This is a genomic window from Mesorhizobium sp. Cs1299R1N1 (assembly GCF_037179655.1).
Lineage (GTDB): Bacteria > Pseudomonadota > Alphaproteobacteria > Rhizobiales > Rhizobiaceae > Mesorhizobium > Mesorhizobium salmacidum.
Window position 1 is genome coordinate 408,973 of sequence record NZ_JAPYKR010000001.1, and the last position, 21,195, is coordinate 430,167.

The following is a 21,195-nucleotide window of genomic DNA, read 5'->3' on the forward strand; positions in this document are numbered from 1 at the left end:
ATGATGCGCCCCCGCACCAGACATGCCGTACCCGCGGCCAGCGACATCTGCCGCCTGTCGGCTGTCGAACTCGCCGACGCGATCCGCCGAAAGAAACTCTCCGTGCGCGAGGTGGTGACGGCGTTCCTCGATCGCATCGATGCGATCAACCCGCTGGTCAACGCCATTGTCTCGTTGCGCGACCGCGCCGACATCCTGCGCGAGGCCGACGCCGCCGATATCAGGCGGACGGATGGAAGCGGGTCCCTCTTTGGCCTTCCCATTGCCATCAAGGACCTTGCCTCCACAACGGGCCTCAGAACCTCGTTCGGCTCGCCGATCTTCGCCGATTTCGTGCCTCAGGAAGACGATTTCTTCGTCGAACGCATCCGCGACGCCGGCGCCATCATCATCGGCAAGACCAATGTTCCCGAATTCGGGCTCGGCTCCAACACCTACAACAACGTGTTCGGGCCAACACTGAATGCTTTCGATCCGTCGCTCACCGCCGGCGGCTCGAGCGGCGGTGCGGCGGTGGCGCTGGCACTCGACATGGTGCCCGTCGCCGACGGCAGCGATTTCGGCGGTTCGCTACGCAACCCGGCGGCCTGGAACAATGTCTACGGTTTTCGGCCATCGCAGGGGCTCGTGCCCGCTGGTCCCGACTTCGAGGTTTTTCAGGCGCAGATGGGCGTGGAGGGGCCGATGGGTCGCAACGTCGCCGACATGGCGCTGTTGCTCGACGTGCAGGCCGGTTATCACCCGCAGGCGCCCCTGTCCTATGAGAAGCAAGGCTCCTTCCTTGAAGGGCTCGCGACGGTGGCGACCGGCGGCCGCATCGCCTGGCTGGGCGATCTCGGCGGCCATCTGCCGATCGAGCCCGGCATCCTCGATCTTTGTGAGGCAGCACTCGCACGGTTCACGGATGTATCCTTCCTGGCCGAGCCCTTGCGACCGGATTTCGATTTCGAAGCACTCTGGCAAGCCTTCGTGACGCTGCGCCAGGCCAGCAGCGGCTGCGCCCTGAAAGTGCATTATGACGATCCCGCCAGGCGCGGCCTGCTGAAACCGGAAGCCGTCTGGGAAGTAGAGAACGCCATGCGGCTGACGGCGCCGCAAATCCGCGCGGCTTCGGTCGTGCGCACCTCCTGGCACCGGATGCTGTTGTCGATCTTCGACCGCTTCGACCTCATCGCGCTGCCAACCGCACAGGTCTTCCCCTTCGATGTCGGCACCCATTGGCCCCGCGAGGTCGCCGGGCGGGCGATGGACAGCTACCATCGCTGGATGCAGGTTTCAGCCTTCGCCACCTTGGGCGGTTGCCCGGCGGTCAATGTGCCGGTCGGCTTCGACGACAGGGGCCGGCCCATGGGCATGCAGCTGATCGGCCGGCCACGCGGCGATCTCGCCGTGTTGAAGGCCGCGGCCGCCTATGAGACGACGTTGCCCTGGCCTGCCGGCGCCTGAGCCAGGCGCGCCGCGCACCGGCTTGCGTCGTTATCGCCGCCATGCATTGATTGTCGCCTGAAAGGCCGCGTAGCGGCATTGCGAGGAAAAATCATGTCGCTGGAACTCTACGCCGCCTATGTTCTTGCCTGCATCGTCATCATCCTGGTCCCCGGGCCAACGGTGACCTTGATCATCGCCAACAGCATCCGCCACGGAACTCGTGCTGGTCTCGCCAATGTCGCCGGCACACAGGCGGGTCTCGCCGTCATGATCGCCATCGTCGGCATCGGCCTCAACACGCTGATCTCGGGCATGGGTCACTGGTTCGAGTGGGTGCGCCTGATCGGTGCCGCCTACCTGATCTGGATGGGCGTGCAGATGTTCCGCTCGAAGGGCACGCTGAACGCCGACGGAACCGCCCGGAAACCACGCGGCGGCTTCTTCCTGCAGGGCCTGCTTGTGGCGCTGAGCAATCCCAAGACGCTGATTTTCTTCGGCGCCTTCTTCCCGCAGTTCATCGCGCCGCAGGGCAATTATTCGCTGCAGATCGTCGTCATGGGCCTTACCGCCATGATCTTCGCCGCCATGTCGGATTCGACCTATGCGCTCGCCGCCGGCCGCGCCGGCCGCATGCTCTCGGCCGGCCGCGTCAAGCTCCTGTCCAGGATCAGCGGCAGCTTCATGGTCGGCGGCGGCCTGTGGCTGGCGTTTTCGCGGTCGAAGTAACCACGAAAGCGCCTTCTTCATAAATTTTCGCAGAGACATATTGAAGAATTGTACGCCGCTGCACAATTCTTCACTATGCGCAAATCAAACGTTTCCTTTCGGGATCGCTTGCTTATTTTGCAATACGAGTACAGCGACGCAGTGGTCGGCATCGCTTTCTTTTGCGCCTTTGCGCTGATGAAATCCATCGCGATTGTAGGGCTTCAGGCCAATCCGGTCGTCGCCACCCAACGCGTGATGGCCGTGGTCGAATACGTCAGAGTGAAGCCTATCAGCCCGTCTGCCATGGTAGGTCACAATCTATACTACACCTACGATGTGCGCCTTGATGACGACAACACGCGGATATCGATCGACGATGACGTCGAGCGACCGCATCTTCTTGGCTCCCTCGTTCCTATTGAACGGCAGCACCACAAGCACGGCGTCGACACCTATCGATTGCTCAATGGGTGACAACGCGCGCTGGTGACAACGCGCGTTGTCCAAAAAACGTCAGTTAAGCCGCCCCAGCCTCTCCACCAGCAGCGCAAAAAACCCGTCATGGTCGATGTCGCGCATCACCATGGCGTTCTTTTCCCGCTTGGTCACGCCCCACCAGTCGATCACGGTCATGCCCATGGTCAGTTCCGAGGCGGTTTCCACGCTGACGTTGCAATGGCGGCCCTTGAACAGATCCGGCTTCAGCAGGTAGGCGATGACGCAGGGGTCGTGCAGCGGCCCGCCATCGGTGCCGTACTTCTCCTCGTCGTAACGCTCGAAGAATTCGAGCATGTCTGCCGTGGCGATGCCGACCTTGCTACCAAGCTTGCGGAAAGCATCGATGCGCTTGGCCGTGGTCAGCGCCTTATGGGTGACGTCGAGCGGCATCATCACGATCGGGATGCCGGACTTGAACACCAGATCGGCGGCCTGCGGATCGACATAGATGTTGAATTCGGCGGTCGGCGTGACATTGCCGCCTTCGAAGAAGCCGCCGCCCATCAGCACGATTTCCTTGATGCGCGATGCAATGCGCGGTTCGCGGATTAGTGCCAGCGCTATGTTGGTAAGCGGCCCGAGCGGGCAAAGCGTGATGGTGCCGCTCTCTTCCTTCATCAGCGTCTCGACGATGAAATCGACGGCATACTGCTCCTGCAGCTTCATCGTCGGTTCGGGCAGTTGCGGCCCGTTGAGGCCGGTCTTGCCATGCACCTCCTCGGCTGTGACCAGTTCGCGCGCCAACGGACGGATGGCGCCGGCATAGACCTTGATATCTGGCCGGCCGGCCAGTTCGCAGATCTTGCGGGCGTTCTTTTCGGTCAGTTTCAACGGCACGTTGCCGGCAACGGCGGTAATGCCGATGATGTCCAGTTCGCTACTGCCGAGCGCCAGCAGAATGGCGACGGCATCGTCCTGGCCGGGATCGGTGTCGATGATGATCTTGCGTGGTTGGGGCATTTCAATTCCTTGTTTGGCTAGCCATCAGCTCACCGGACCGATCGTGCGCCCGAAAAACGCCAACCGGCTGCAAGCTGCCGAAACGCTCGACGGGGAACGGTCCCGGCCTGCGCGCTTCTCCTTGCATCCGCGCGTCGTTTCAAGCGCCATGTCGATTATTCCTGTGAGTCCACGGCTTGGTCTTTTTGGGCGGGTCTTTTGGTGGCTTGAACTTGGTCGTGGGGCGGACCATATCAAGGCCATCGGGAAAAATGCCATTTGGGTTTTTCCAGTTTATGTCGCTCTTGAGAGGACAGTGTAACATGAGCCGAATGACGCCTTTGTCCAGCCCGCTTCTCCTGGGTTTCGACGCCATGGAAAAGACCCTGGAGCGTCTGGCGAAGTCCGGTGACAGCTACCCTCCCTACAACATCGAGCGCCTCAGCGGTGCCGACGGCAAGGCCGAAAGGCTACGCATTACACTTGCTGTCGCCGGTTTCGCCGAAAGCGATCTCGATGTGACAACGGAGGAAAACCAGTTGGTCGTGCGCGGTCGTCAGACCGACGATACCGAGCGCGAATTCCTTCATCGCGGCATTGCCGCACGCCAGTTCCAGCGCTGCTTCGTGCTGGCCGACGGCATGCGCGTGATCGCGGCGGAGCTGAAGAACGGCCTTTTGTCGATCGACCTCGATCGGCCGGAGTCTGAACGGCTGGTACGGAAAATAAATATATCGGTGAAAGACTGATCTTCACTGATGGCTCTCATGCGGGATGGCCTTGAGCGGCGTCCTCGCGCCAAGGAGGCTTGAAATGACCAGAACTGACGAAACCATCACCATGACCAGCGGCGAGTTCGCCCATCTCGGCGAAGGCTCGGTCGCCTATCTGCGCAAGGTCTCGAGCGATGAACTGCTCGGCCGCTTTCCCAACATCGGCGAAATCGCGCCCGGTATGGAGCTGTGGGCCCTGTTTGGCGCCAACGGCCAGCCGATCCTGCTTTCCGATGCGCGTGACCGTGCCTTGGCCGGCGCCATGGAAAACGACCTGACCACCGTCGCCATTCATTAAGGCGGGACGGAAACGAAAGGGCCGCTCACGGCGGCCCTTGGGGTGATATCTTAAAAAAGATGGCTTCAGGCCGCGTGCGAGGCCTGCGTGTCCGACAAAAGCGCGTGGATCGCCGCGGCGTCGCGCGTCCCCCTGACCTTGGCCACCGTGTCGGCGTCGCGCAGCACGCGCGCGATGCGCGACAGCGCCTTTAGATGATCGGCACCCGCCCCTTCAGGCGCCAGCAGCAGAAACACCAGATCAACCGGTTGGTCATCGAGCGATTCGAAATCGACCGGGGTTTCCAGCCGGGCGAAAACGCCGGCGATGCGCTTCACGCCGGCGAGCTTGCCGTGCGGGATGGCGATGCCGTTGCCGACGCCGGTCGACCCCAGGCGCTCGCGCTGCAGGATGGTGTCGAACACCTCCCGTTCCGGGATGCCCGAAATCGCCGCGGCCCGCTCGGACAGCAATTGCAGAAGCTGCTTCTTGGAATTCGCCTTCAACGCCGGCAAAATCGCCGGAACGCTGATAAGATCGCTCAGATCCATGCTTGAAAATCCTTGTTCGCCTGCCGCGCCAGTCCCCACCCCTCGTGCGGCCGGCTTTTATCCCTGTGCGACTTTGGTCGTGGACGGATCGATCCAGCCGATGTTTCCGTCGGGCCGGCGATAGACGATGTTGAGATGGTCGGTTCCGGCATTGCGGAAAACAACCACCGGACTGTCCTTGGTATCGAGCTCGATGACGGCTGAGGCCACCGACATGGTCTTCAGCGTCATGGTTGATTCGGCGACGATGGCCGGTGCGAAATCCTCCGGGATCTCCTCATCGTCATCGGCAAGCGGTGCCATCACGGTATAGGCAATGTCGGTCAACTCGCCATTGGCATTGCCCGAATTGTGCGATTTCAAACGGCGCTTGTAGCGCCGAAGCCGGGTCTCCAGCCGATCGGCGGCGGCCTCGAAGGCGAGCGTCGGATCCTGGGCATCGCCCGTGGCCTGCAGCGAGGCGCCGGAATCCAGCCTGATCATGCAATCCGCCGAATAGCGCGAGCCCGATTTGATGACGGTGACGTGTCCCGCGAAGCCGCGATCGAAATATTTGCCGATCGCTTCACCGACACGATCGTTGATGCGTGTGCGGAACGCATCGCCGATATCCATGTGCTTTCCCGAAATGCGCAGATTCATCTGAAAACTGACCTTCCTTGCTCAGGCTTCAAACTGGCCCGAGTTTATACTCGTGATCCGTGCGCACAAGCTTTGCGGCGTCACTCGCGCCGATTTAAATCCGAACTTTCCGGTTGATCACAAGCCGCCTTCTTGACCGTCCCGGGTCATTGTCGTGACGGACCATCCGCTAGCGGGCATCAAGCCCGTCTCATGCGGGCGGGCTTCTAGCCACTTCACCCTGGCTTGTCAATGAAACTCGAAAACTGTGAAAATCGCGAGTGCCTAACGGCCGGCGCTGGCGAGCGCCCGCTTCTCGCGCCGGCGCTGCACCGATGAGGGAATATTCATGCCTTCCCGGTACTTGGCGACCGTGCGACGGGCGATATCGACGCCGCTTTCCCTCAGCATGTCGACGATAGCATCGTCCGACAGCACATCGACGGGCTTCTCTTCGTCGATCATTTGCTTGATGCGATCACGCACCGCTTCGGAGGAATGCGCATCGCCACCACCCGATGCCGCGATCGAGGCGGTGAAGAAATAGCGCAGTTCGAACACGCCGCGCGGGGTGAGCATGTATTTGTTCGCGGTGACCCGGCTGACCGTCGATTCGTGCATGCCGATGGCGTCCGCCACCGTGCGCAGGTTGAGCGGCTTCAGGTGGCGCACGCCATGGACGAGGAAGGCGTCCTGCTGGCGCACGATTTCCGAGGCCACTTTGAGGATCGTCTTGGCCCGCTGGTCGAGGCTGCGTGTCAGCCAGTTGGCATTCTGCAGGCACTCGGCCAGGAAGTCCTTCTCCGCCTGGTTTTTCGCGTGCGGCGACACCTGGGCGAAATAGATATGGTCGACCAGCACGCGCGGCAGCGTTTCGGCGTTGAGTTCGACGGTCCAGCTGCCGTCATTGGCCGCCCTCACCTCGACATCGGCGACGATCGAGTTACTGGCGCCGCCCGAAAACGCCATGCCAGGCCGTGGGTCGAGCGCCCGGATTTCGGCCAGCATGTCGAGCAAATCCTCCTCATCGACGCCGCAGAGCCGCTTAAGCGTCTGGAAATCGCGGCGCGCCAGCAGTTCGAGATTGGCAATCAGGGCCTTCATGGCCGGATCGAGCCGGTCACGCACGGCAAGCTGCAGGGAAAGGCATTCCGCGAGATCGCGGGCAAACAGGCCGGCCGGCTCGAAGGTCTGGCATACGGCCAGCACCTTGCCCACCGCCACACCGTCGGTGCCAAGCCGCCCAGCGATCTCCGCCAGATCGGCCCTGACATAGCCGGTCTCGTCGAGCCCATCGGCAAGTTCTCCGGCGATCAGCCGCGCTACGGGATCGGTGAAGGCGAGCGCGACCTGCTCGCCGACATGATCGCGCAGCGTGATCGCGCTCGCCGCCATGTCGCCGGCATCGAGCCCCTCGGAAGAGGAGCCGCCGCCACTGCCCGAAGCCGATTTCCATTGCGCCGTCAGGTCGGGCCCGAGCCGTTCGCTGGTGCCGGGATCATCGGGAAACAGGTTTTCCAGGGACGTATCGAGCTTTTCCGAGATCGCCTCGGCGCTCCATACCGTCTCGTTCTCGAACCAGTCGCCATCGGGCGCCGCTTGCGGCTCAGCCTCGAGCTTCTGCGCCTGATCGCTCGCAGCATCGTCCTGCGGCTCGGCGCGCTCCAGGAGCGGGTTGCGCTCGATCTCCTCGTCGATGAAATGCTCGAGCTCCGCATGGGTGAACTGCAGCAGCCGAATCGACTGCATCAGCTGCGGCGTCATCACCAGCGACTGCGACTGTCGGAGCTGTAGTTTCGCCGCCAATGCCATGGTTCGGTTTCAAACGCCTCCTCTACGCGTCCGGACTTCCGGAATGAATTTCTCGGCCGGCCATAGAAACTGGCCCGGCTTTTGCTTGTCAAGGCAAAGCCTAGCAAAACTCGCTTACCGGAGCGTTATTGCGGATCAAAATCGCGAAAAACTGGCCGTCGGCGCGCAAAAAATCGCATCAGGAAACAAATTTCACGCTGAGAGCGATTCCAGGAGCCGGGAAAAAATGGCTTTCCGATCGGAATTCCGTGAAAAGAGACGGGGGCGGTTCGCTGTTTCAGACAGCGAACGTCTCAGAGCGTGAAGCCCTCGCCGAGATAAAGCCGCCGCACGTCGGGATTTGCCACCACTTCGTCGGCGCGGCCATGGGTCAGCACCTGGCCGGCATGGATGATATAGGCACGGTCGATGAGGCCGAGCGTCTCACGCACATTGTGGTCGGTGATGAGGACACCGATGCCCCGCGCCGTCAGGTGACGCACCAATTGCTGGATGTCGGCAACGGCGATCGGATCGATGCCCGCGAAGGGTTCGTCGAGCAGCATATAGGCCGGGCGCGTCGCCAGCGCGCGCGCGATTTCCAGGCGCCGCCTTTCGCCGCCCGAGAGCGACATGGACGGCGCCTTGCGCAGATGGCTGATGTGAAATTCCTCGAGCAGTTCGTCGAGGCTGCGCTCGCGAACCTTGCGGTCCTTTTCGACCACTTCGAGCACGGCGCGGATGTTCTGTTCGACATTGAGGCCGCGGAAGATCGAGGCCTCCTGTGGCAGATAGCCGATGCCGAGGCGCGCGCGGCGATACATTGGCATCGAGGTGACGTCGAAGCCGTCGATCTCGATCGTGCCTTCATCCACCGGCACCAGGCCGGTGACCATGTAGAAACAGGTCGTCTTGCCGGCGCCGTTGGGGCCGAGCAGCCCGACGGCTTCGCCAGCGCGCACGCCCAGCGTGACGCCGCTGACGACCTTGCGGCCCTTGTAGCTCTTGGTCAGGCCCTTGGCGATCAAGGTTCCCTTGAACTTCGCCTTGTCGACGGTGATCGCGGCCGGAGCCGAAAGCTTGCCTGCGGCCCGTCCCGGAAGACGCGCCGTCAGCGACGACAGGCTGGCCATCAGGGGTTCGTCGCTCCCGATTTCGACGCATCCGATTTCGGCGGGGGCGTGATCGACATCTGCACGCGCTGCCCGGCGCATGGGTCGACCTGGGCCAGCCCGCTTTTCATCTGCACGGTGAGCTTGCAGCCGACCAGGACATTGTCGTTTTGCGACAGGACGACCTTTTTGCCCGAAAGCACAAGCACCTGGCTCTTCATGTCGAAGCTGCCCTGATCGCCGGTCGCGACCTGCTGATCCGACTTGATGTAGACCTTGTCGGAGATCTCCAGGTGATCGATGTTGGCCGAGCCGGTCATGGCTGCCGCCCCGGCGGCTTCGGCCCCCTTCGCGCCCGCGTTGGGATCCTTGACGTAGTAGACCATCATCTTGCCGGCCTTCATCAGCGTCGGCCCCTGGACGACGGTGACGTTGCCCGTGAAGATGGCGACACTGTCGGCCTGGTGGACTTCCAGCTTGTCGCTTTCGATCTGGATCGGCTTGTCGCCGGCCAGTTTGAGACCCGACACCTGACTGGCCGCCCCCGACTGCGCCAGCGACGGCGCCAAGCTTAGCAGGAACAGCGCCGAAGTTGCGGCCGCAAGCCGTGTCGAACTATTGACCCACATTCGCTTCTTCGCCCTTTGCCTCAGCCGCCTTCAGAACGGCGGGATCGATATTGACACGAACTTTGTTCTCGAACACCAGGATCTTGCCATTGTCCTGGACCGACATCGAATCCGCCCTGATCTGCGACCCGCCACGGCTGACATCGACGGGATCATCCGTCTTCATAGTGCCTTTGCCCATGTCGAGGAAGACCGATTTGAACTTGGCCTGCATGCCGTCGGTCGTGGTGATGGTCACGTCGCTGTTCAGCTTCATCGTGTTGCCGTCGCGATCGTAGGTACCGTGCGAGGCTTTTACCGCCGCGACATTGTCGGGCGCGATCGGCACCTTGGCGTCGATGCCTTCGAGTTCGATGATGCCTTGCGTGCTCACATCCTGTATCGCCCGCAGCGCCGTCATCGAATAAGGCTGCTTCTGCTTGGTGAAACCGTTGAGTTTGGGATTGGCCATCACCAGCTTGCCGTTGGAGAAGGCGGTGCCTTCGGCCTGCACCGCGACGGAGACGGGCGCGGCGAAATAGGAGTAGACCGGGAAGGCCACGGCGATCAACGCCGCGGCCAAGGGCACGGCGAATTTGAGCACGCGCACGCGGCGCGAATGACGCTGGGCGCGGTCGAAAGCTTCGCCCCGCGTCCAGCCATCCGCCGGGGGAGCCAACTCCGTCTCCGGGCTGGTCTGTTCATTCGGTCGCGCTAACATGACTGCTTTCTTCCAAAACCCTGCCCAGGAGCCCCGCCTATAGGTGGGACGCCAGCGCCCTCACGCAAGCACAAGCCGACGAAAACCGCAAAAATGTGACAGCTGCCGTGCACAAACAAAACCGGGTCAGCGCAACAGCCAGTGCTTCATAGCAGAAATAGACGCCCTTGCGTCTTTTTTCATCACTGAAGTTCTTCGCACTTACCTTGCATCGCTCGCATAGGCCAGTCACAAAAAAGACAGCATATGGACCGTCGCGGGCGGATTGCCGCGCCATGTGCGGGACGGAACTGCTTCCCGATGAAGACATCATGGTCTAAAAGCGTCTCTTCCCGCTGACTGTGAGGCTGACGATGGCATTGAGAGCCGACGACCTGATCGACCGCCGCCGCTTGCGGCGCAAACTGACTTTCTGGCGTGTTGCGGCCTTTGGCATCGTGGCGCTCGGCGTGATTGCGCTGTCGACCTGGTTCTATGGCGACGATTTCGGGGGCTCTGCCGTCGACCACATCGCCAAGGTCAGGGTCGAAGGCACCATCACCGAGGACGACGAACTGATCAAGCGGCTGGAGACCATCCGCCAGTCGCCGAAAGTAAAAGGCGTGATCCTGGTGGTCGATTCTCCTGGCGGCACGACCGTCGGCGGGGAGTCGATCTACGAGGAGGTGCGCAAGCTCGCCGCCGACAAGCCTGTCGTGGCCGAGGTCGGCACGCTCGCCGCGTCGGCGGGCTACATGATCGCCAGTGCCGCCGACCATATCGTCGCCCGCAAAACCTCGATCGTCGGCTCGATCGGCGTGCTGATCCAGTATCCCGACGTCAGCGGCCTGATGGACAAGCTCGGCGTCAAGCTGGAGGAGGTGAAATCCTCGCCGCTGAAAGCCTCACCCTCGCCCTTCAAGCCGACCAATGACGACGAACGCGCCATGGTCCGCAAGCTCATCCTGGACAGCTACGACTGGTTCGTCGGCATCGTCGCGGAACGCCGCAAGATGACCCACGAACAGGCGCTGGCGCTCGCCGACGGTTCGATCTTCACCGGCCGCCAGGGTGTTGCCAACGGGCTGATCGACGCCGTCGGCGGCGAGTCCGTGGCGATCGACTGGCTGGCGACCAAGGGTGTCGATGCCAAACTCAAGGTGGTCGAGTGGAAAGACACGGAACGGCGCGGCGGTTTCCTGTGGTCGAAGGCGATGGCACGCACGGTCGCCGGCGCGCTCGGCCTGCCGGACTCCGGCGGCGACGTCATCCATGAACTTGGCGCCGACCGCTTGTTTCTTGACGGTCTCGTTTCCGTCTGGCACCCTTGAGACGCGTTGGGACAGCTGAAAAAGCAAATAAAATCATCCTGATAATTTTGGCCGAACTGCTTTCACGGGGACCCGTCTGATGATCAAGTCCGAGCTTGTGCAGATTATTGCCACGCGCAATCCGCATCTTTTCCTGCGCGACGTCGAAAACATCGTCGGCGCGATCTTCGATGAAATCACTGACGCGCTTGCGGAGGGCAACCGGGTCGAATTGCGCGGTTTCGGCGCTTTTTCGGTGAAGAACCGACCTGCCCGCACCGGCCGCAACCCGCGCACCGGCGAATCCGTCGAGGTCGAGGAGAAATGGGTGCCGTTCTTCAAGACCGGCAAGGAACTGCGTGAAAGACTGAACGGCGGCAAGTAGCCGGACGGCTTGTCCCGGCCCGCTTGCGACGGAAAATATCATGCTCAACCGCTTCATACTTATCGTGATCTTCGTGCCCCTGGCGATCATCCTGATCGCTTTGGCCGTCGCCAACCGCGAACTCGTCGCCTTCACGCTGGACCCGTTCAATCCCGGCAATCCGAAGCTGACGCTGACCTTGCCGCTGTTTATTTTCCTGTTCCTGGCGCTCGCCGTCGGCATGGTCGTCGGCAGCCTGGCGACCTGGGTCAAGCAGGGCCGCTACCGCAAGCTGGCGCGCCAGCGCGGCATCGAGGCGGAAAACCTGCGCCAGGCGGTCCGCGCGCCTTCAGTGCCGCAAGCGCCGGTCCAAGGGGCGGCCCCAGGGTCAGCATTGCCGAAGCCCACCAATTGAAGCGACGGCCGGCGCATTTCTTTTCACGGAGCCTTTCATGCTGACCATTTCGGCCGCCGAGGTCGATCGTGCGCTGACCTTTCCTGGACTGGTCGAGACGCTGCGCACGGCATTTCGCGAGGGCGCAGTGCAGCCGGTCAGGCATCATCACGCGGTCGAAAGGCCTGACGGTGCGGCGTCGACCCTGCTGCTGATGCCGGCCTGGACCGACTTTCAAGCCGCGGGCGGTTCCGCCGGCGGCCATATCGGCGTCAAGATCGTCACCGTCTCGCCCGACAACAACACCATCGGCAAGCCCGCCGTGATGGGGCTCTACCTCCTGCTCGACGGCGGCACCGGCGAACCGGAAGCGCTGATCGACGGCCAGCGGCTGACGCAGTGGCGCACGGCCTGCGCCTCGGCGCTCGCGGCGTCCTATCTCGCCCGCGGCGATGCCTCGCGGCTGCTGGTGGTCGGCGCCGGCGCGCTGTCACCCTTCCTGGCCAAGGCGCACAGCGCCGTGCGGCCAATCAAGACCATCCGCATCTGGAACCGCACCTCGGCCAACGCCGAGAAAGTCGCGGCCGATCTGCGCGCCGAGGGCTTCGCGGCCAGCGCGGCGACCGATCTCGATACCGAGCTTGGCCAAGCCGACATAGTCTCCTCGGCGACAATCACCACCACGCCGCTGATCAAGGGTGCGCTTCTGCGGCCGGGAACCCATGTCGATCTGGTTGGCGGCTTCACCCCGACGATGCGCGAAAGCGATGACGACGCGATCATGCGCGCCCGCGTCTATGTCGACACACGCGCCGGCGCCACCAAGGAGGCCGGCGACATCGTCCAGCCACTGGCCTCCGGCGTGCTGAAGCCGGAAGCCATCGTCGCCGACCTGCACGAACTGGCGCGCGGCCAAAGGGAAGGCCGCGGCAGCCCTGACGAGATCACGCTGTTCAAGTCGGTTGGCGCGGCACTCGAGGACTTGGCGGCCGGCATTGCCGTCTACAAGGCGCTCAGGGGCCAATCGGTGGTCGGCGAGTAATAGACGATGCCGTCGCCAGGCCTGACGCGGTGCAGCGGTGCCGCCCTGCCGTGGTTGACCTGCATGAAGCCGCCTTGCCGGCCGCGCCGGACATGGTCGACCGACGCTACCGCGATCCAATGCTCGCTCATTTCTGTTCCCCATTGGCCTGTTCTCCGTCGGCCAATGCTTGCCCGCCCATCGGCCGGCGGTGCCGGCGCAGCGACTGGATCAGGTCAAGCAGGCGTTCGGAACGGGACATGGACGGCTATCCGGGAGTGGTAAACGATAAAGCCAGCGCTGAGGCAACGGCAAGTGGCGACGGTTCGGAACGGCTTCGGCCCGGAACCGTTGTCGCGTCATGCGACTATATGGCTTCCTGCTCTTCTGGTCTGTCTTGACCGCCACGATCGCTGCGCTCAGCCTCGGGCCGTCCTTCGCCCATGTCCTGGAATCGGCGCCCCGGCTCACCCGGTGGTCCCCGGCGCTTTGGCGCGAGGCCACCGTTTTCAACGGGCAGTTCCTGCTCTTCGCTATCATTGGCGCGCCGCTGGATGTCGCGGCGGTCGCCTGCCCGGGACTGCTCGCATGGTTGCTGCGAGAGGATCGGCCGGCGTTCTGGTTCGCACTCGGCGCCACCTTGCTCTATGCGCTATCCCTGGTGCTTTGGTTCGTTCTCGTCAAACCGGCCAATAACGTTCTCGCCACCTGGGTGCCGGGCCCGATTCCGGACAATTTCGAAGCCATACGGCTGCGCTGGGAGACCGGCCACATGGCCGTCACGGCGGCCAAGGCTGTCGGCTTCGTTTCGCTGGTTGTCGCCCTCCTTTCGATCGGGCGTGGCTGAGCCATCCGCAACCGCAATGTCGCGCGGGTTTGTTGCGCCGATGGGCATAGCTGTGGCAGAAGCGGGCCGAACCGCCGGAGAAGCTGCCTCTTGAAGTCTTTTCGCGACAAACGCCGCGACGGCCGACCGCACCCAGCGAAGAGCGGGACCGTACAGCCGCGCCAGGCCGAGGATCGTTCCGCGGTCAAGCCAGATGCCAGGCCGCGCGAACAACACAATGTGAAACCGGAAAACCAGTTCGAGCCGAAATCCGCGCAGCGCATCCTCACCCGCCGCGAAGGCGCGCTGCCGGCTGAGCACCTTCCGGTAATCCTCGAAGTAGCTCCCAACGCGGATTACGCGCTGCTCGACAGCGGTGCCGGCCAAAAGCTTGAACAATACGGTCCCTACCGCATCGTGCGGCCCGAGGGCCAGGCGATCTGGCAGAAGGCCCTGCCGGCAAGGGACTGGGAGCGGGCCGACGCGATCTTTACGGGAGACACCGACGAGGAGGGCATCGGCCGCTGGCGTTTTCCCAAGACACCGCTCGGCGAAACCTGGCCGATGAAGCATGACGGCATCGACTATCTCGGCCGTTTCACCTCGTTTCGCCATGTCGGCGTCTTTCCCGAGCAGGCCTCGCACTGGGACCATATGGCGGACCTGATCGCGGCGGCCAGGCGCCCCGTCAAGGTGCTCAACCTGTTCGGCTATACCGGCCTTGCCTCGCTGATGGCCGCGCGCGCGGGTGCGGAGGTCACCCATGTCGACGCCTCGAAGAAGGCGATCGGCTGGGCGCGCGAAAACCAGGAGATGGCCGGTCTTGGCGCCAAGCCGATCCGCTGGATCGTCGACGACGCGGTGAAGTTCGCCGAACGCGAGGAGCGTCGCGGCAGCCGCTACGACATCATCCTCTTCGACCCGCCGGCCTATGGCCGCGGCCCCAAGGGCGAAGTGTGGCAGTTGTTCGAGGACCTGCCTGATTTGACGGACCTCTGTCGCTCGATCCTGACCCCAAAACCGCTTGCCGTGGTGCTGACCGCCTATTCGATCCGTGCCTCCTTCTTCGCCATCCACGCTCTGATGCGCGACACCTTTGCCGGCATGGGCGGCAAGGTTGAATCGGGTGAGCTGATCATCCGTGAAAAGTCCGCCGGCCGGGCGCTTTCGACTTCACTGTTTTCGCGCTGGGTGGCCTGACATGAACGAACGGCATGCCGGCGCACCAGGCCAGGTGAAGGAAGTCACCAGCCTTGCCAATCCGCTGGTCAAGGACATCAAGGCACTTGCCTTGAAGAAATTCCGCGACCAGCAGAACGCCTTCATGGCCGAAGGGCTGAAGCTGGTCATCGATGCGCTCGATTTGGGCTGGCAGATCAGGACGCTTGTTTTCGCCAAGGCCGGACGCGGCAACGCGGCCGTGGAAAAGGTCGCGGCGCGCACGGTTGCCGCCGGCGGCACCGTGCTCGAAGTATCGGAAAAGGTGCTTGTCGCCATCACCCGCCGCGACAATCCGCAAATGGTGGTCGGCGTCTTCTCGCAAAAATTCCTGGCCCTGAAGGACATCCGTGCCGACAATGGCGATGTTTGGGTGGCGCTCGACCGGGTGCGCGATCCAGGCAACCTCGGCACCGTCATCCGCACCGTCGACGCCGTCGGCGCCAAGGGCGTCATTCTGGTCGGCGATACCACCGATCCGTTTTCTGTGGAAACTGTACGCGCCACCATGGGTTCCATTTTCGCCGTTCCGGTGGCGAAGGCAACGACCGAGGCATTCCTGGCCTGGCGCGGCGGCTTTTCGGGTCTCGTCGCCGGCACGCATCTGAAAGGCGCGGTCGACTACCGCTCGGTCGATTTCTCCCGCGGGCCGGTGCTGCTGATGATGGGCAACGAGCAGCAGGGCTTGCCCGAAAGCCTGGCGGCAAGCTGCGACAGGCTACTCAGGATTCCGCAGGCGGGCCGTGCCGATTCGCTCAACCTCGCGGTCGCCACCGGCATCATGCTGTTCGAGATCAGGCGCGGCGCGCTGAAACTCGAACCAATCCCGGACCAGCAATGAGGATTGCCCAATCGTGAAATCATGGTCTCCCTACGCGCTGCTCGTCATCGTGGCCATCGCGCTCGACCAATGGATAAAGGCACTGGTCGAGGCCGGCCTGCCCTTCCAGGAAAAGCTCGACCTCCTGCCCTTCCTGGCGCTGTTTCGCACCTATAACACCGGCATCGCCTTCTCGATGTTCTCCTCCTTCGGCGACACCGGCCTCGTGGTCATCGCCGTGCTGGTCGTCGCCTTCGTGCTTTACCTCGCCACGCGCACGCCATCGGGCCATGTCATCGCCCGCATCGGCTTTGCCCTGATCATCGGCGGCGCGCTGGGCAATCTGATCGACCGTGCCGTCTACGGCCATGTCATCGATTACATCCTGTTCCACACGCCGGTCTGGTCCTTCGCCGTCTTCAACCTTGCGGACGCCTTCATTTCCGTGGGCGCGGCGCTGGTCGTCCTCGATGAACTCATCGGCTGGCGGCGTGAACCCACGCCTTCGAACGATTGACCCTACGCTGCCATCGCCGCACAGTCACACGCCAAGCAAGTTCGCGGAGAGAGAAAGATGTCCGAAACCTTCAAAGCCATCCTCGTTTCGCGCGATGCCGAGAAAAAACAGTCGGTCGCCGTGACTGATCTCACCGACGCCGATCTGATGGAGGGTGACGTTACCATCGCGGTCGAGGCGACGACGGTGAACTACAAGGATGGGCTGGCCATCTCGGGCAAGGCGCCGGTGATCCGCCGATGGCCGCTGGTGCCGGGCATCGACCTTGCCGGCACCGTCATCTCCTCTTCCAATCCCGACTGGCGCAAGGGCGACAAGGCCATCCTGAATGGCTGGGGCGTTGGCGAAACCCATTTCGGCGCCTATGCCGGGCGCGCCCGCGTGAAGGGCGACTGGCTGGTGCCTCTGCCAGAAGGCATGAGCGCGCATGATGCCATGGCGGTCGGCACCGCCGGCTACACGGCCATGCTTTGCGTCATGGCCCTGGAGCGGCACGGCATCCTGCCCGATCGCGGCCCTGTCGTGGTTACGGGCGCCGCCGGCGGCGTCGGTTCGATCGCGGTCTCGATCCTGTCCAGCCTCGGCTACCATGTCATTGCCTCAACCGGCCGCAATGCCGAAAGCCCTTATCTGATCAACCTCGGCGCCGCCGAAGTGATATCGCGCGACGAGCTCAACCAGCCTGCCAAGCCGCTGGCCAAGGAGCGTTGGGCCGGCGGCATCGATTCGGTCGGCAGTCACACGCTGGCCAACGTCCTGTCGATGACCTCCTATGGCGGCGCGGTCGCCGCCTGCGGCCTGGCCGGCGGCATGGATCTGCCGTCGAGCGTCGCCCCCTTCATCCTGCGTGGCGTCTCCCTGCTCGGCATCGATTCGGTGATGGCGCCGAAGGCCGTACGCCTCGAGGCGTGGCGGCGCATCGGTGCCGATCTCGATGTCGACAAGCTCGCCAGCCTGTCCACGACCATCGGGTTCGACGGCATCATCGATGCGGCACACGACATCGTCGATGGCAAGATCCGCGGCCGCGTCGTCGTCGACATGTGACCCATCTCAGGGGTCGCGGGCGCCGGACGGAATTGCCACATCGGCTGGCAAATCCGTCGCCGCCGAGGCAAAAACGCCCAATCCGCTAAAATTCGAACGATCCCCCGCAATTTTCCATAATCTCTGTCTGGCAAAGGATTTCGCATGATCGCGGAATCCGACAGCCAACAGGTCGACGCAGGCGACGATATCGATGCAGGTGACGACATCGATGCGGCACCGGCGCGAGCGCCGGCGTCCGCGCGGCGGTTTATCGCCGCGCCGCCGCTGGTGCCCGATCAGCAACCGGCCAGGCGGCAAGGCCTGCCGATCCTGACCTTCGTTGTCATGGCGCTGGCAGGCCTCTCCTACCTGACCGGGGCGCCGGCCTTCATCAGCGTGGCGTTGCTGGCAACCGGCCTTGCCGGCCTGGCCATGCATCTGCACGCCAGACGCAGCGTGCGCCGCAATACCGTCATGCTCGACGAAACCACCGCCCGCAACCGCGCCGAGATCGAGACGCTGGCCGACCGCATGTGGGAGATGCAGGAAAGCGAGGAGCGCTTTCGCGGTCTCATCGACGCGCTCGGCGACCTCGTCATCCATCGCGACCGCGACGGTTACATCGTCTATGCCAACAAGGTGTTCGCCGACCTTGTCGAAACCGATCAGCGCGACCTTGCCGGCAAGACGCTGGCCGAGCTCGGCATCGAGGTCGGTATCGTTCCTGATGCCGCTTTCTCCGACCATGAATGCCTGAGTTCCACCGACGTTGAAATCCGTACGCCGACCGGCCCGCGCTGGTTTTCGTGGATCGAGCTGTCGGTGCGCGACAAGGACAGCAATGCCGTCTCGCATCGCGCCATAGCCCGCGACATCACCGCACGCAAGCGCGCCGAATCGTCCATGATCACCGCGCGCGAGCGCGCTGAGTTCGCAAGCCAGGCCAAGTCGCGCTTCCTCGCCACGGTCAGCCATGAGATCCGCACGCCGATGAACGGCATCATGGGCATGGCCAGACTGCTCGCCGACACCAGGCTGTCGCCGGAGCAGCAGACCTATGTCGGCGCCATCTCGACTTCGGCCAGCGCCTTGCTTGCCCTGATCGAGGACCTGCTCGACTATTCCAAGATCGAGGCCGGACGCTTCGATCCCGAACCGCAGCCGATGTCCGTGCGCGAGATCGCCGACAACATCATCGAATTGATGGCCGCACGCGCCTTCGCCAAGAATATTGGCCTCGGCTGCCATGTCGAACCGGATGTGCCGCAATTGATCACAGCCGATCCGGGCCGGGTCAGGCAGGTGCTGCTCAACCTCATCGGCAACGCCATCAAGTTCACCGACAGCGGCGGCGTTCTGGTCAGCGTCGCGCGCGCCCGCACCGAGACCACCGACCGCATCTGCTTCACCATCGCCGATACCGGTCCCGGCCTGCGCGACGAGGACATGGAGCGCATCTTCGAGGAATTCGAGCAGGCCGACGGCACCTCGACGCGCCCGCATGGCGGTGCCGGACTGGGACTTGCCATCTCCAAGCGCCTGGTGGCCGCTATGGGCGGCGCGATTTCGGTTTCCAGCCGGCTTGGCCAGGGATCGGAATTCATCTTCGAAATTCCCGCCATATCGGCCACCGAGCCGCCGCAGGGCCGGTTGAACGCGCTTGCCGGGCGACGCGCCGTGATCCTGTCCAAGAACACCGTCGAGGCCGACGCCATCGCCCGCACCATCCGCGCCAATGGCGGCGCGGCCGGCATGGCCACCACCGTGGCTCAGGCCGCTTCCTTTGCCGACGGCTGCGACGTGCTTCTGGTCGACGCGGCCCTGGAAGAGAGTGACGGAAGACTGCTCAAGCGGCTTCGTCAACATGGGTTCGCCAATTGCGAAGCCATCACGCTCATTGCCCCCACCGACCGCGGCATGCTTGGCGAGTTTCGCGGCAGCGGCTACGCGACATTCCTTGCCCGGCCAGTGCGCGGAGGAACACTCTTGCGTGTTCTTTTGAGCAGCCACGCACCGGTCCTTGCCCCGCCGCAGCCGGAAAAACGACGCGCACCGGCGCTTCGTGCGTCAGGCGAACGCCAGCAGGGCCTGTCCGTGCTGATCGCCGAGGACAACGACATCAATGCCATGCTGGCCCGTGCAACGCTGCTGAAGGCCGGGCATCGCGTCAAGGTGGTCGGCAATGGCAAGGCCGCCGTCGAGGCGGTCACTGGCGCCGGCCACAACCGCCGTTTCGACGTGGTGCTGATGGATCTGCATATGCCGGTCATGGACGGGCTGGACGCCATTGCCGCGATTCGTCGCCATGAGGAGGAGACATCCGTGCCGCCCGTGCCGATCATGGTGCTGTCGGCCGATAGCCAGGAAAAGACCCGCCATGCGGTGCTTGCCCACGGCGCCAGCGGCTTCGTCACCAAGCCGCTTGACCCCGAGGCGCTGGTCAGCGCCGTCGAAGGCCAGGTCGCCGCTTGAGCCGCCTTTTCCCGGTGCGTGGCTGACGAAGACCACCAAAAAAAAGCAGCCCGGTTTCGGCGCCCGCGAACACGACGCACCTGGGGCCTTGTGACGCAACATAGCCGGTTGACCGCTTTCGCCAGCCGACGAAGTATTGCCCGCGACGCCGTATCACGGTACTGTCACAATCCTGTTGCACCTACACCGTATCCCCGTGCCAAGAGGGATGGCTCGAAGGAGAATCACTCGTGCATACAGTTATGCCGGAATGTGACACTCGGCCGAACGCCAGCAGCGCCTTGCTCGCCGGACGTAATGTCGATTCCGTCATAAAAGGCGCAGCGCTCGGCCGTATCGGCAACCTCGAAGTGCGGCTTGCCCGCAACGAGGCCGAGATCGCTGCCGCGCAGGAAGTGCGTTACCGTGTATTTTATGATGAGCTTGGCGCCAGGAAGGATCTGTTCCAGGCGCAGGATCGCCGCGACGCCGACCGTTTCGACCCGCTCTGCGACCATCTGCTCGTCCTCGATACCACGCTTTCCGGCCCTGAGCACCGCCGCATCGTCGGCACCTATCGCTTGCTGCGGCAAGAAATCGCAGCAACCGCCGGCGGCTTCTATTCCGAAGGCGAATTCGAGCTGACCAAGCTCATCGCCCGTCATCCCGGCCAGCGTTTCCTCGAACTCGGCCGCTCTTGTGTTTTACCCGAATACCGTTCGAAGCGCACCATCGAGGCGCTGTGGCAAGGCATCTGGGCCTATATCAATCATTACGAAATCGGCGTGATGACCGGTTGTGCCTCATTCCACGGCACCGTGCCTGCGGCGCATGCCGAGGCGCTCACCTATCTCGCCCATCATTGCCGCACAAACTCGGCCTGGGACGTGCGGGCTGTGTCCGAACGCTATTGCTCCATGGACCTGATGCCGATCGAGGCGGTCAACACCAAGGCGGCGATCGCGGCGATGCCACCTCTGGTCAAGGGCTATCTGCGGGTAGGCGCTCGCATCGGCGATGGTTGCGTCATCGACCGCGAATTCTCCACGGTCGACATTTTCGTCGTGATGCCGGTCAAGGAGATCGGCGCACGCTACGTCAATTATTATGGCGGGGAAGCGCAGCGCTTCGCCGCGTGACGCTAGCGAATAGCGAATAGCGAATAGCGAATAGCGAATAGCGAATAGCGAATAGCGAATAGCGAATAGCGAATAGCGAATAGCGAATAGCGAATAGCGA

General features: G+C 63.2%; 24 protein-coding genes and 2 pseudogenes. 17 read left to right on the forward strand and 9 right to left on the reverse strand.

Annotated features, from left to right (window positions below; genetic code table 11):
* The 3 genes from O7A70_RS01950 (at position 1) to O7A70_RS01960 (ending at position 2,610) form a co-directional block, all read left to right on the forward strand.
* Positions 1-1,446: an amidase gene (locus O7A70_RS01950; RefSeq protein ID WP_337138801.1), complete on the forward strand. Its 1,446-nt coding sequence runs from the start codon at positions 1-3 to the stop codon at positions 1,444-1,446.
* Between the two features lie 93 nt (positions 1,447-1,539).
* A complete protein-coding gene (locus O7A70_RS01955; RefSeq protein ID WP_337138802.1) occupies positions 1,540-2,154 on the forward strand; it encodes a LysE family translocator in 615 nt (204 codons plus the stop codon).
* Between the two features lie 75 nt (positions 2,155-2,229).
* On the forward strand, positions 2,230-2,610 hold the full coding sequence (locus tag O7A70_RS01960) for a hypothetical protein (protein ID WP_337138803.1): 381 nt from the start codon (positions 2,230-2,232) through the stop codon (positions 2,608-2,610).
* Between the two features lie 39 nt (positions 2,611-2,649).
* On the opposite strand, the gene O7A70_RS01965 is transcribed toward O7A70_RS01960, so the two are convergent.
* Positions 2,650-3,594, reverse strand: a complete 945-nt coding sequence (locus O7A70_RS01965) for a nucleoside hydrolase (protein WP_337138804.1) — start codon at positions 3,592-3,594, stop codon at positions 2,650-2,652.
* Here O7A70_RS01965 and O7A70_RS01970 point away from each other — a divergent pair.
* The 3 genes from O7A70_RS01970 (at position 3,569) to O7A70_RS01980 (ending at position 4,644) form a co-directional block, all read left to right on the forward strand.
* Complete coding sequence (locus O7A70_RS01970) at positions 3,569-3,895, forward strand: hypothetical protein (protein WP_337138805.1); 327 nt, start codon at positions 3,569-3,571, stop codon at positions 3,893-3,895. The genes O7A70_RS01965 and O7A70_RS01970 overlap by 26 nt on opposite strands.
* Position 3,896: 1 nt before the next feature.
* Positions 3,897-4,322, forward strand: a complete 426-nt coding sequence (locus O7A70_RS01975) for an Hsp20 family protein (RefSeq protein WP_337138806.1) — start codon at positions 3,897-3,899, stop codon at positions 4,320-4,322.
* A 64-nt stretch (positions 4,323-4,386) separates the two neighbouring features.
* On the forward strand, positions 4,387-4,644 hold the full coding sequence (locus tag O7A70_RS01980; RefSeq protein WP_015315721.1) for a DUF1150 family protein: 258 nt from the start codon (positions 4,387-4,389) through the stop codon (positions 4,642-4,644).
* A 65-nt stretch (positions 4,645-4,709) separates the two neighbouring features.
* On the opposite strand, the gene ptsN is transcribed toward O7A70_RS01980, so the two are convergent.
* The 6 genes from ptsN to lptC form a co-directional block, all read right to left on the reverse strand.
* Complete coding sequence (ptsN, locus tag O7A70_RS01985) at positions 4,710-5,174, reverse strand: PTS IIA-like nitrogen regulatory protein PtsN (RefSeq protein ID WP_027056629.1); 465 nt, start codon at positions 5,172-5,174, stop codon at positions 4,710-4,712.
* A gap of 57 nt (positions 5,175-5,231) precedes the next feature.
* Positions 5,232-5,816, reverse strand: coding sequence for a ribosome hibernation-promoting factor, HPF/YfiA family (gene hpf / locus O7A70_RS01990; protein ID WP_027143036.1), 585 nt, complete (start codon positions 5,814-5,816; stop codon positions 5,232-5,234).
* Positions 5,817-6,080: 264 nt separating this feature from the next.
* On the reverse strand, positions 6,081-7,607 hold the full coding sequence (gene rpoN, locus O7A70_RS01995; protein ID WP_337138807.1) for an RNA polymerase factor sigma-54: 1,527 nt from the start codon (positions 7,605-7,607) through the stop codon (positions 6,081-6,083).
* A 293-nt stretch (positions 7,608-7,900) separates the two neighbouring features.
* Positions 7,901-8,719, reverse strand: coding sequence for an LPS export ABC transporter ATP-binding protein (gene lptB, locus O7A70_RS02000; protein ID WP_027143038.1), 819 nt, complete (start codon positions 8,717-8,719; stop codon positions 7,901-7,903).
* A complete protein-coding gene (locus tag O7A70_RS02005) occupies positions 8,719-9,327 on the reverse strand; it encodes an LptA/OstA family protein (RefSeq protein WP_337105444.1) in 609 nt (202 codons plus the stop codon). The genes lptB and O7A70_RS02005 overlap by 1 nt, the downstream gene beginning before the upstream one ends.
* A complete protein-coding gene (gene lptC / locus O7A70_RS02010) occupies positions 9,314-10,027 on the reverse strand; it encodes an LPS export ABC transporter periplasmic protein LptC (protein ID WP_337105443.1) in 714 nt (237 codons plus the stop codon). The genes O7A70_RS02005 and lptC overlap by 14 nt, the downstream gene beginning before the upstream one ends.
* A 353-nt stretch (positions 10,028-10,380) precedes the next feature.
* Here lptC and sppA point away from each other — a divergent pair, with 353 nt between their 5' ends.
* The 4 genes from sppA to O7A70_RS02030 all read left to right on the forward strand — a co-directional run bounded on the left by sppA (position 10,381) and on the right by O7A70_RS02030 (position 13,116).
* A complete protein-coding gene (gene sppA, locus O7A70_RS02015; RefSeq protein ID WP_027143041.1) occupies positions 10,381-11,337 on the forward strand; it encodes a signal peptide peptidase SppA in 957 nt (318 codons plus the stop codon).
* Between the two features lie 79 nt (positions 11,338-11,416).
* The gene (locus O7A70_RS02020) at positions 11,417-11,701 is read left to right on the forward strand and encodes an integration host factor subunit beta (protein WP_006200394.1); all 285 of its coding nucleotides are present in this window, start codon (positions 11,417-11,419) and stop codon (positions 11,699-11,701) included.
* Positions 11,702-11,741: 40 nt separating this feature from the next.
* Positions 11,742-12,095 carry a DUF1049 domain-containing protein gene (locus O7A70_RS02025; protein WP_337138808.1) on the forward strand — a complete coding sequence of 118 codons (354 nt, stop codon included), beginning with the start codon at positions 11,742-11,744 and terminating at the stop codon, positions 12,093-12,095.
* A gap of 37 nt (positions 12,096-12,132) precedes the next feature.
* Positions 12,133-13,116, forward strand: coding sequence for an ornithine cyclodeaminase family protein (locus tag O7A70_RS02030; RefSeq protein WP_337138809.1), 984 nt, complete (start codon positions 12,133-12,135; stop codon positions 13,114-13,116).
* Here the strand turns inward: O7A70_RS02030 and O7A70_RS02035 are convergent.
* Positions 13,104-13,247: pseudogene (locus O7A70_RS02035) on the reverse strand (EVE domain-containing protein); the annotation flags it as partial. The gene O7A70_RS02030 and the pseudogene O7A70_RS02035 sit on opposite strands and share 13 nt — an antisense overlap.
* A gap of 26 nt (positions 13,248-13,273) precedes the next feature.
* Positions 13,274-13,357 (reverse strand): annotated as a pseudogene (locus O7A70_RS02040) (transcriptional regulator); the annotation flags it as partial.
* Between the two features lie 99 nt (positions 13,358-13,456).
* On the opposite strand from O7A70_RS02040, the gene O7A70_RS02045 reads away from it, so the two are divergent.
* From O7A70_RS02045 to O7A70_RS02075, 7 genes are all read left to right on the forward strand, one after another.
* A complete protein-coding gene (locus O7A70_RS02045; protein ID WP_337138810.1) occupies positions 13,457-13,942 on the forward strand; it encodes a DUF1772 domain-containing protein in 486 nt (161 codons plus the stop codon).
* Between the two features lie 90 nt (positions 13,943-14,032).
* On the forward strand, positions 14,033-15,121 hold the full coding sequence (locus tag O7A70_RS02050) for a class I SAM-dependent rRNA methyltransferase (protein WP_337138811.1): 1,089 nt from the start codon (positions 14,033-14,035) through the stop codon (positions 15,119-15,121).
* 1 nt (position 15,122) lies between these two features.
* Positions 15,123-15,980, forward strand: a complete 858-nt coding sequence (locus tag O7A70_RS02055) for a TrmH family RNA methyltransferase (RefSeq protein WP_127279744.1) — start codon at positions 15,123-15,125, stop codon at positions 15,978-15,980.
* Positions 15,981-15,993: 13 nt separating this feature from the next.
* On the forward strand, positions 15,994-16,476 hold the full coding sequence (lspA, locus tag O7A70_RS02060; protein ID WP_337138812.1) for a signal peptidase II: 483 nt from the start codon (positions 15,994-15,996) through the stop codon (positions 16,474-16,476).
* 57 nt (positions 16,477-16,533) lie between these two features.
* Positions 16,534-17,523, forward strand: a complete 990-nt coding sequence (gene acuI / locus O7A70_RS02065) for an acrylyl-CoA reductase (NADPH) (protein WP_337138813.1) — start codon at positions 16,534-16,536, stop codon at positions 17,521-17,523.
* Between the two features lie 144 nt (positions 17,524-17,667).
* Entirely contained in the window at positions 17,668-19,977 is a 2,310-nt protein-coding gene (locus tag O7A70_RS02070) for a hybrid sensor histidine kinase/response regulator (RefSeq protein ID WP_337138814.1), read from the forward strand.
* Between the two features lie 242 nt (positions 19,978-20,219).
* The gene (locus O7A70_RS02075) at positions 20,220-21,095 is read left to right on the forward strand and encodes a GNAT family N-acetyltransferase (protein WP_032935138.1); all 876 of its coding nucleotides are present in this window, start codon (positions 20,220-20,222) and stop codon (positions 21,093-21,095) included.
* Positions 21,096-21,195: the final 100 nt, after the last annotated feature.

What these genes read in the sequence shown, in the direction of transcription:
- O7A70_RS02055 (WP_127279744.1), top strand. Translation starts at nt 15,123, where the DNA reads ATGAACGAACGGCATGCCGGCGCACCAGGCCAGGTGAAGGAAGTCACC.
- hpf (WP_027143036.1), bottom strand. Translation starts at nt 5,816, where the DNA reads ATGAATCTGCGCATTTCGGGAAAGCACATGGATATCGGCGATGCGTTC.
- lptC (WP_337105443.1), bottom strand. Translation starts at nt 10,027, where the DNA reads ATGTTAGCGCGACCGAATGAACAGACCAGCCCGGAGACGGAGTTGGCT.
- O7A70_RS02045 (WP_337138810.1), top strand. Translation starts at nt 13,457, where the DNA reads ATGCGACTATATGGCTTCCTGCTCTTCTGGTCTGTCTTGACCGCCACG.
- lptB (WP_027143038.1), bottom strand. Translation starts at nt 8,719, where the DNA reads ATGGCCAGCCTGTCGTCGCTGACGGCGCGTCTTCCGGGACGGGCCGCA.
- O7A70_RS01965 (WP_337138804.1), bottom strand. Translation starts at nt 3,594, where the DNA reads ATGCCCCAACCACGCAAGATCATCATCGACACCGATCCCGGCCAGGAC.
- O7A70_RS01960 (WP_337138803.1), top strand. Translation starts at nt 2,230, where the DNA reads ATGCGCAAATCAAACGTTTCCTTTCGGGATCGCTTGCTTATTTTGCAA.
- O7A70_RS02020 (WP_006200394.1), top strand. Translation starts at nt 11,417, where the DNA reads ATGATCAAGTCCGAGCTTGTGCAGATTATTGCCACGCGCAATCCGCAT.
- O7A70_RS01955 (WP_337138802.1), top strand. Translation starts at nt 1,540, where the DNA reads ATGTCGCTGGAACTCTACGCCGCCTATGTTCTTGCCTGCATCGTCATC.
- sppA (WP_027143041.1), top strand. Translation starts at nt 10,381, where the DNA reads ATGGCATTGAGAGCCGACGACCTGATCGACCGCCGCCGCTTGCGGCGC.
- rpoN (WP_337138807.1), bottom strand. Translation starts at nt 7,607, where the DNA reads ATGGCATTGGCGGCGAAACTACAGCTCCGACAGTCGCAGTCGCTGGTG.
- O7A70_RS01975 (WP_337138806.1), top strand. Translation starts at nt 3,897, where the DNA reads ATGAGCCGAATGACGCCTTTGTCCAGCCCGCTTCTCCTGGGTTTCGAC.
- O7A70_RS02025 (WP_337138808.1), top strand. Translation starts at nt 11,742, where the DNA reads ATGCTCAACCGCTTCATACTTATCGTGATCTTCGTGCCCCTGGCGATC.
- O7A70_RS02075 (WP_032935138.1), top strand. Translation starts at nt 20,220, where the DNA reads ATGCCGGAATGTGACACTCGGCCGAACGCCAGCAGCGCCTTGCTCGCC.
- O7A70_RS01980 (WP_015315721.1), top strand. Translation starts at nt 4,387, where the DNA reads ATGACCAGAACTGACGAAACCATCACCATGACCAGCGGCGAGTTCGCC.
- O7A70_RS02070 (WP_337138814.1), top strand. Translation starts at nt 17,668, where the DNA reads ATGATCGCGGAATCCGACAGCCAACAGGTCGACGCAGGCGACGATATC.
- O7A70_RS02005 (WP_337105444.1), bottom strand. Translation starts at nt 9,327, where the DNA reads ATGTGGGTCAATAGTTCGACACGGCTTGCGGCCGCAACTTCGGCGCTG.
- acuI (WP_337138813.1), top strand. Translation starts at nt 16,534, where the DNA reads ATGTCCGAAACCTTCAAAGCCATCCTCGTTTCGCGCGATGCCGAGAAA.
- O7A70_RS01970 (WP_337138805.1), top strand. Translation starts at nt 3,569, where the DNA reads ATGATGATCTTGCGTGGTTGGGGCATTTCAATTCCTTGTTTGGCTAGC.
- O7A70_RS02030 (WP_337138809.1), top strand. Translation starts at nt 12,133, where the DNA reads ATGCTGACCATTTCGGCCGCCGAGGTCGATCGTGCGCTGACCTTTCCT.
- O7A70_RS01950 (WP_337138801.1), top strand. Translation starts at nt 1, where the DNA reads ATGATGCGCCCCCGCACCAGACATGCCGTACCCGCGGCCAGCGACATC.
- ptsN (WP_027056629.1), bottom strand. Translation starts at nt 5,174, where the DNA reads ATGGATCTGAGCGATCTTATCAGCGTTCCGGCGATTTTGCCGGCGTTG.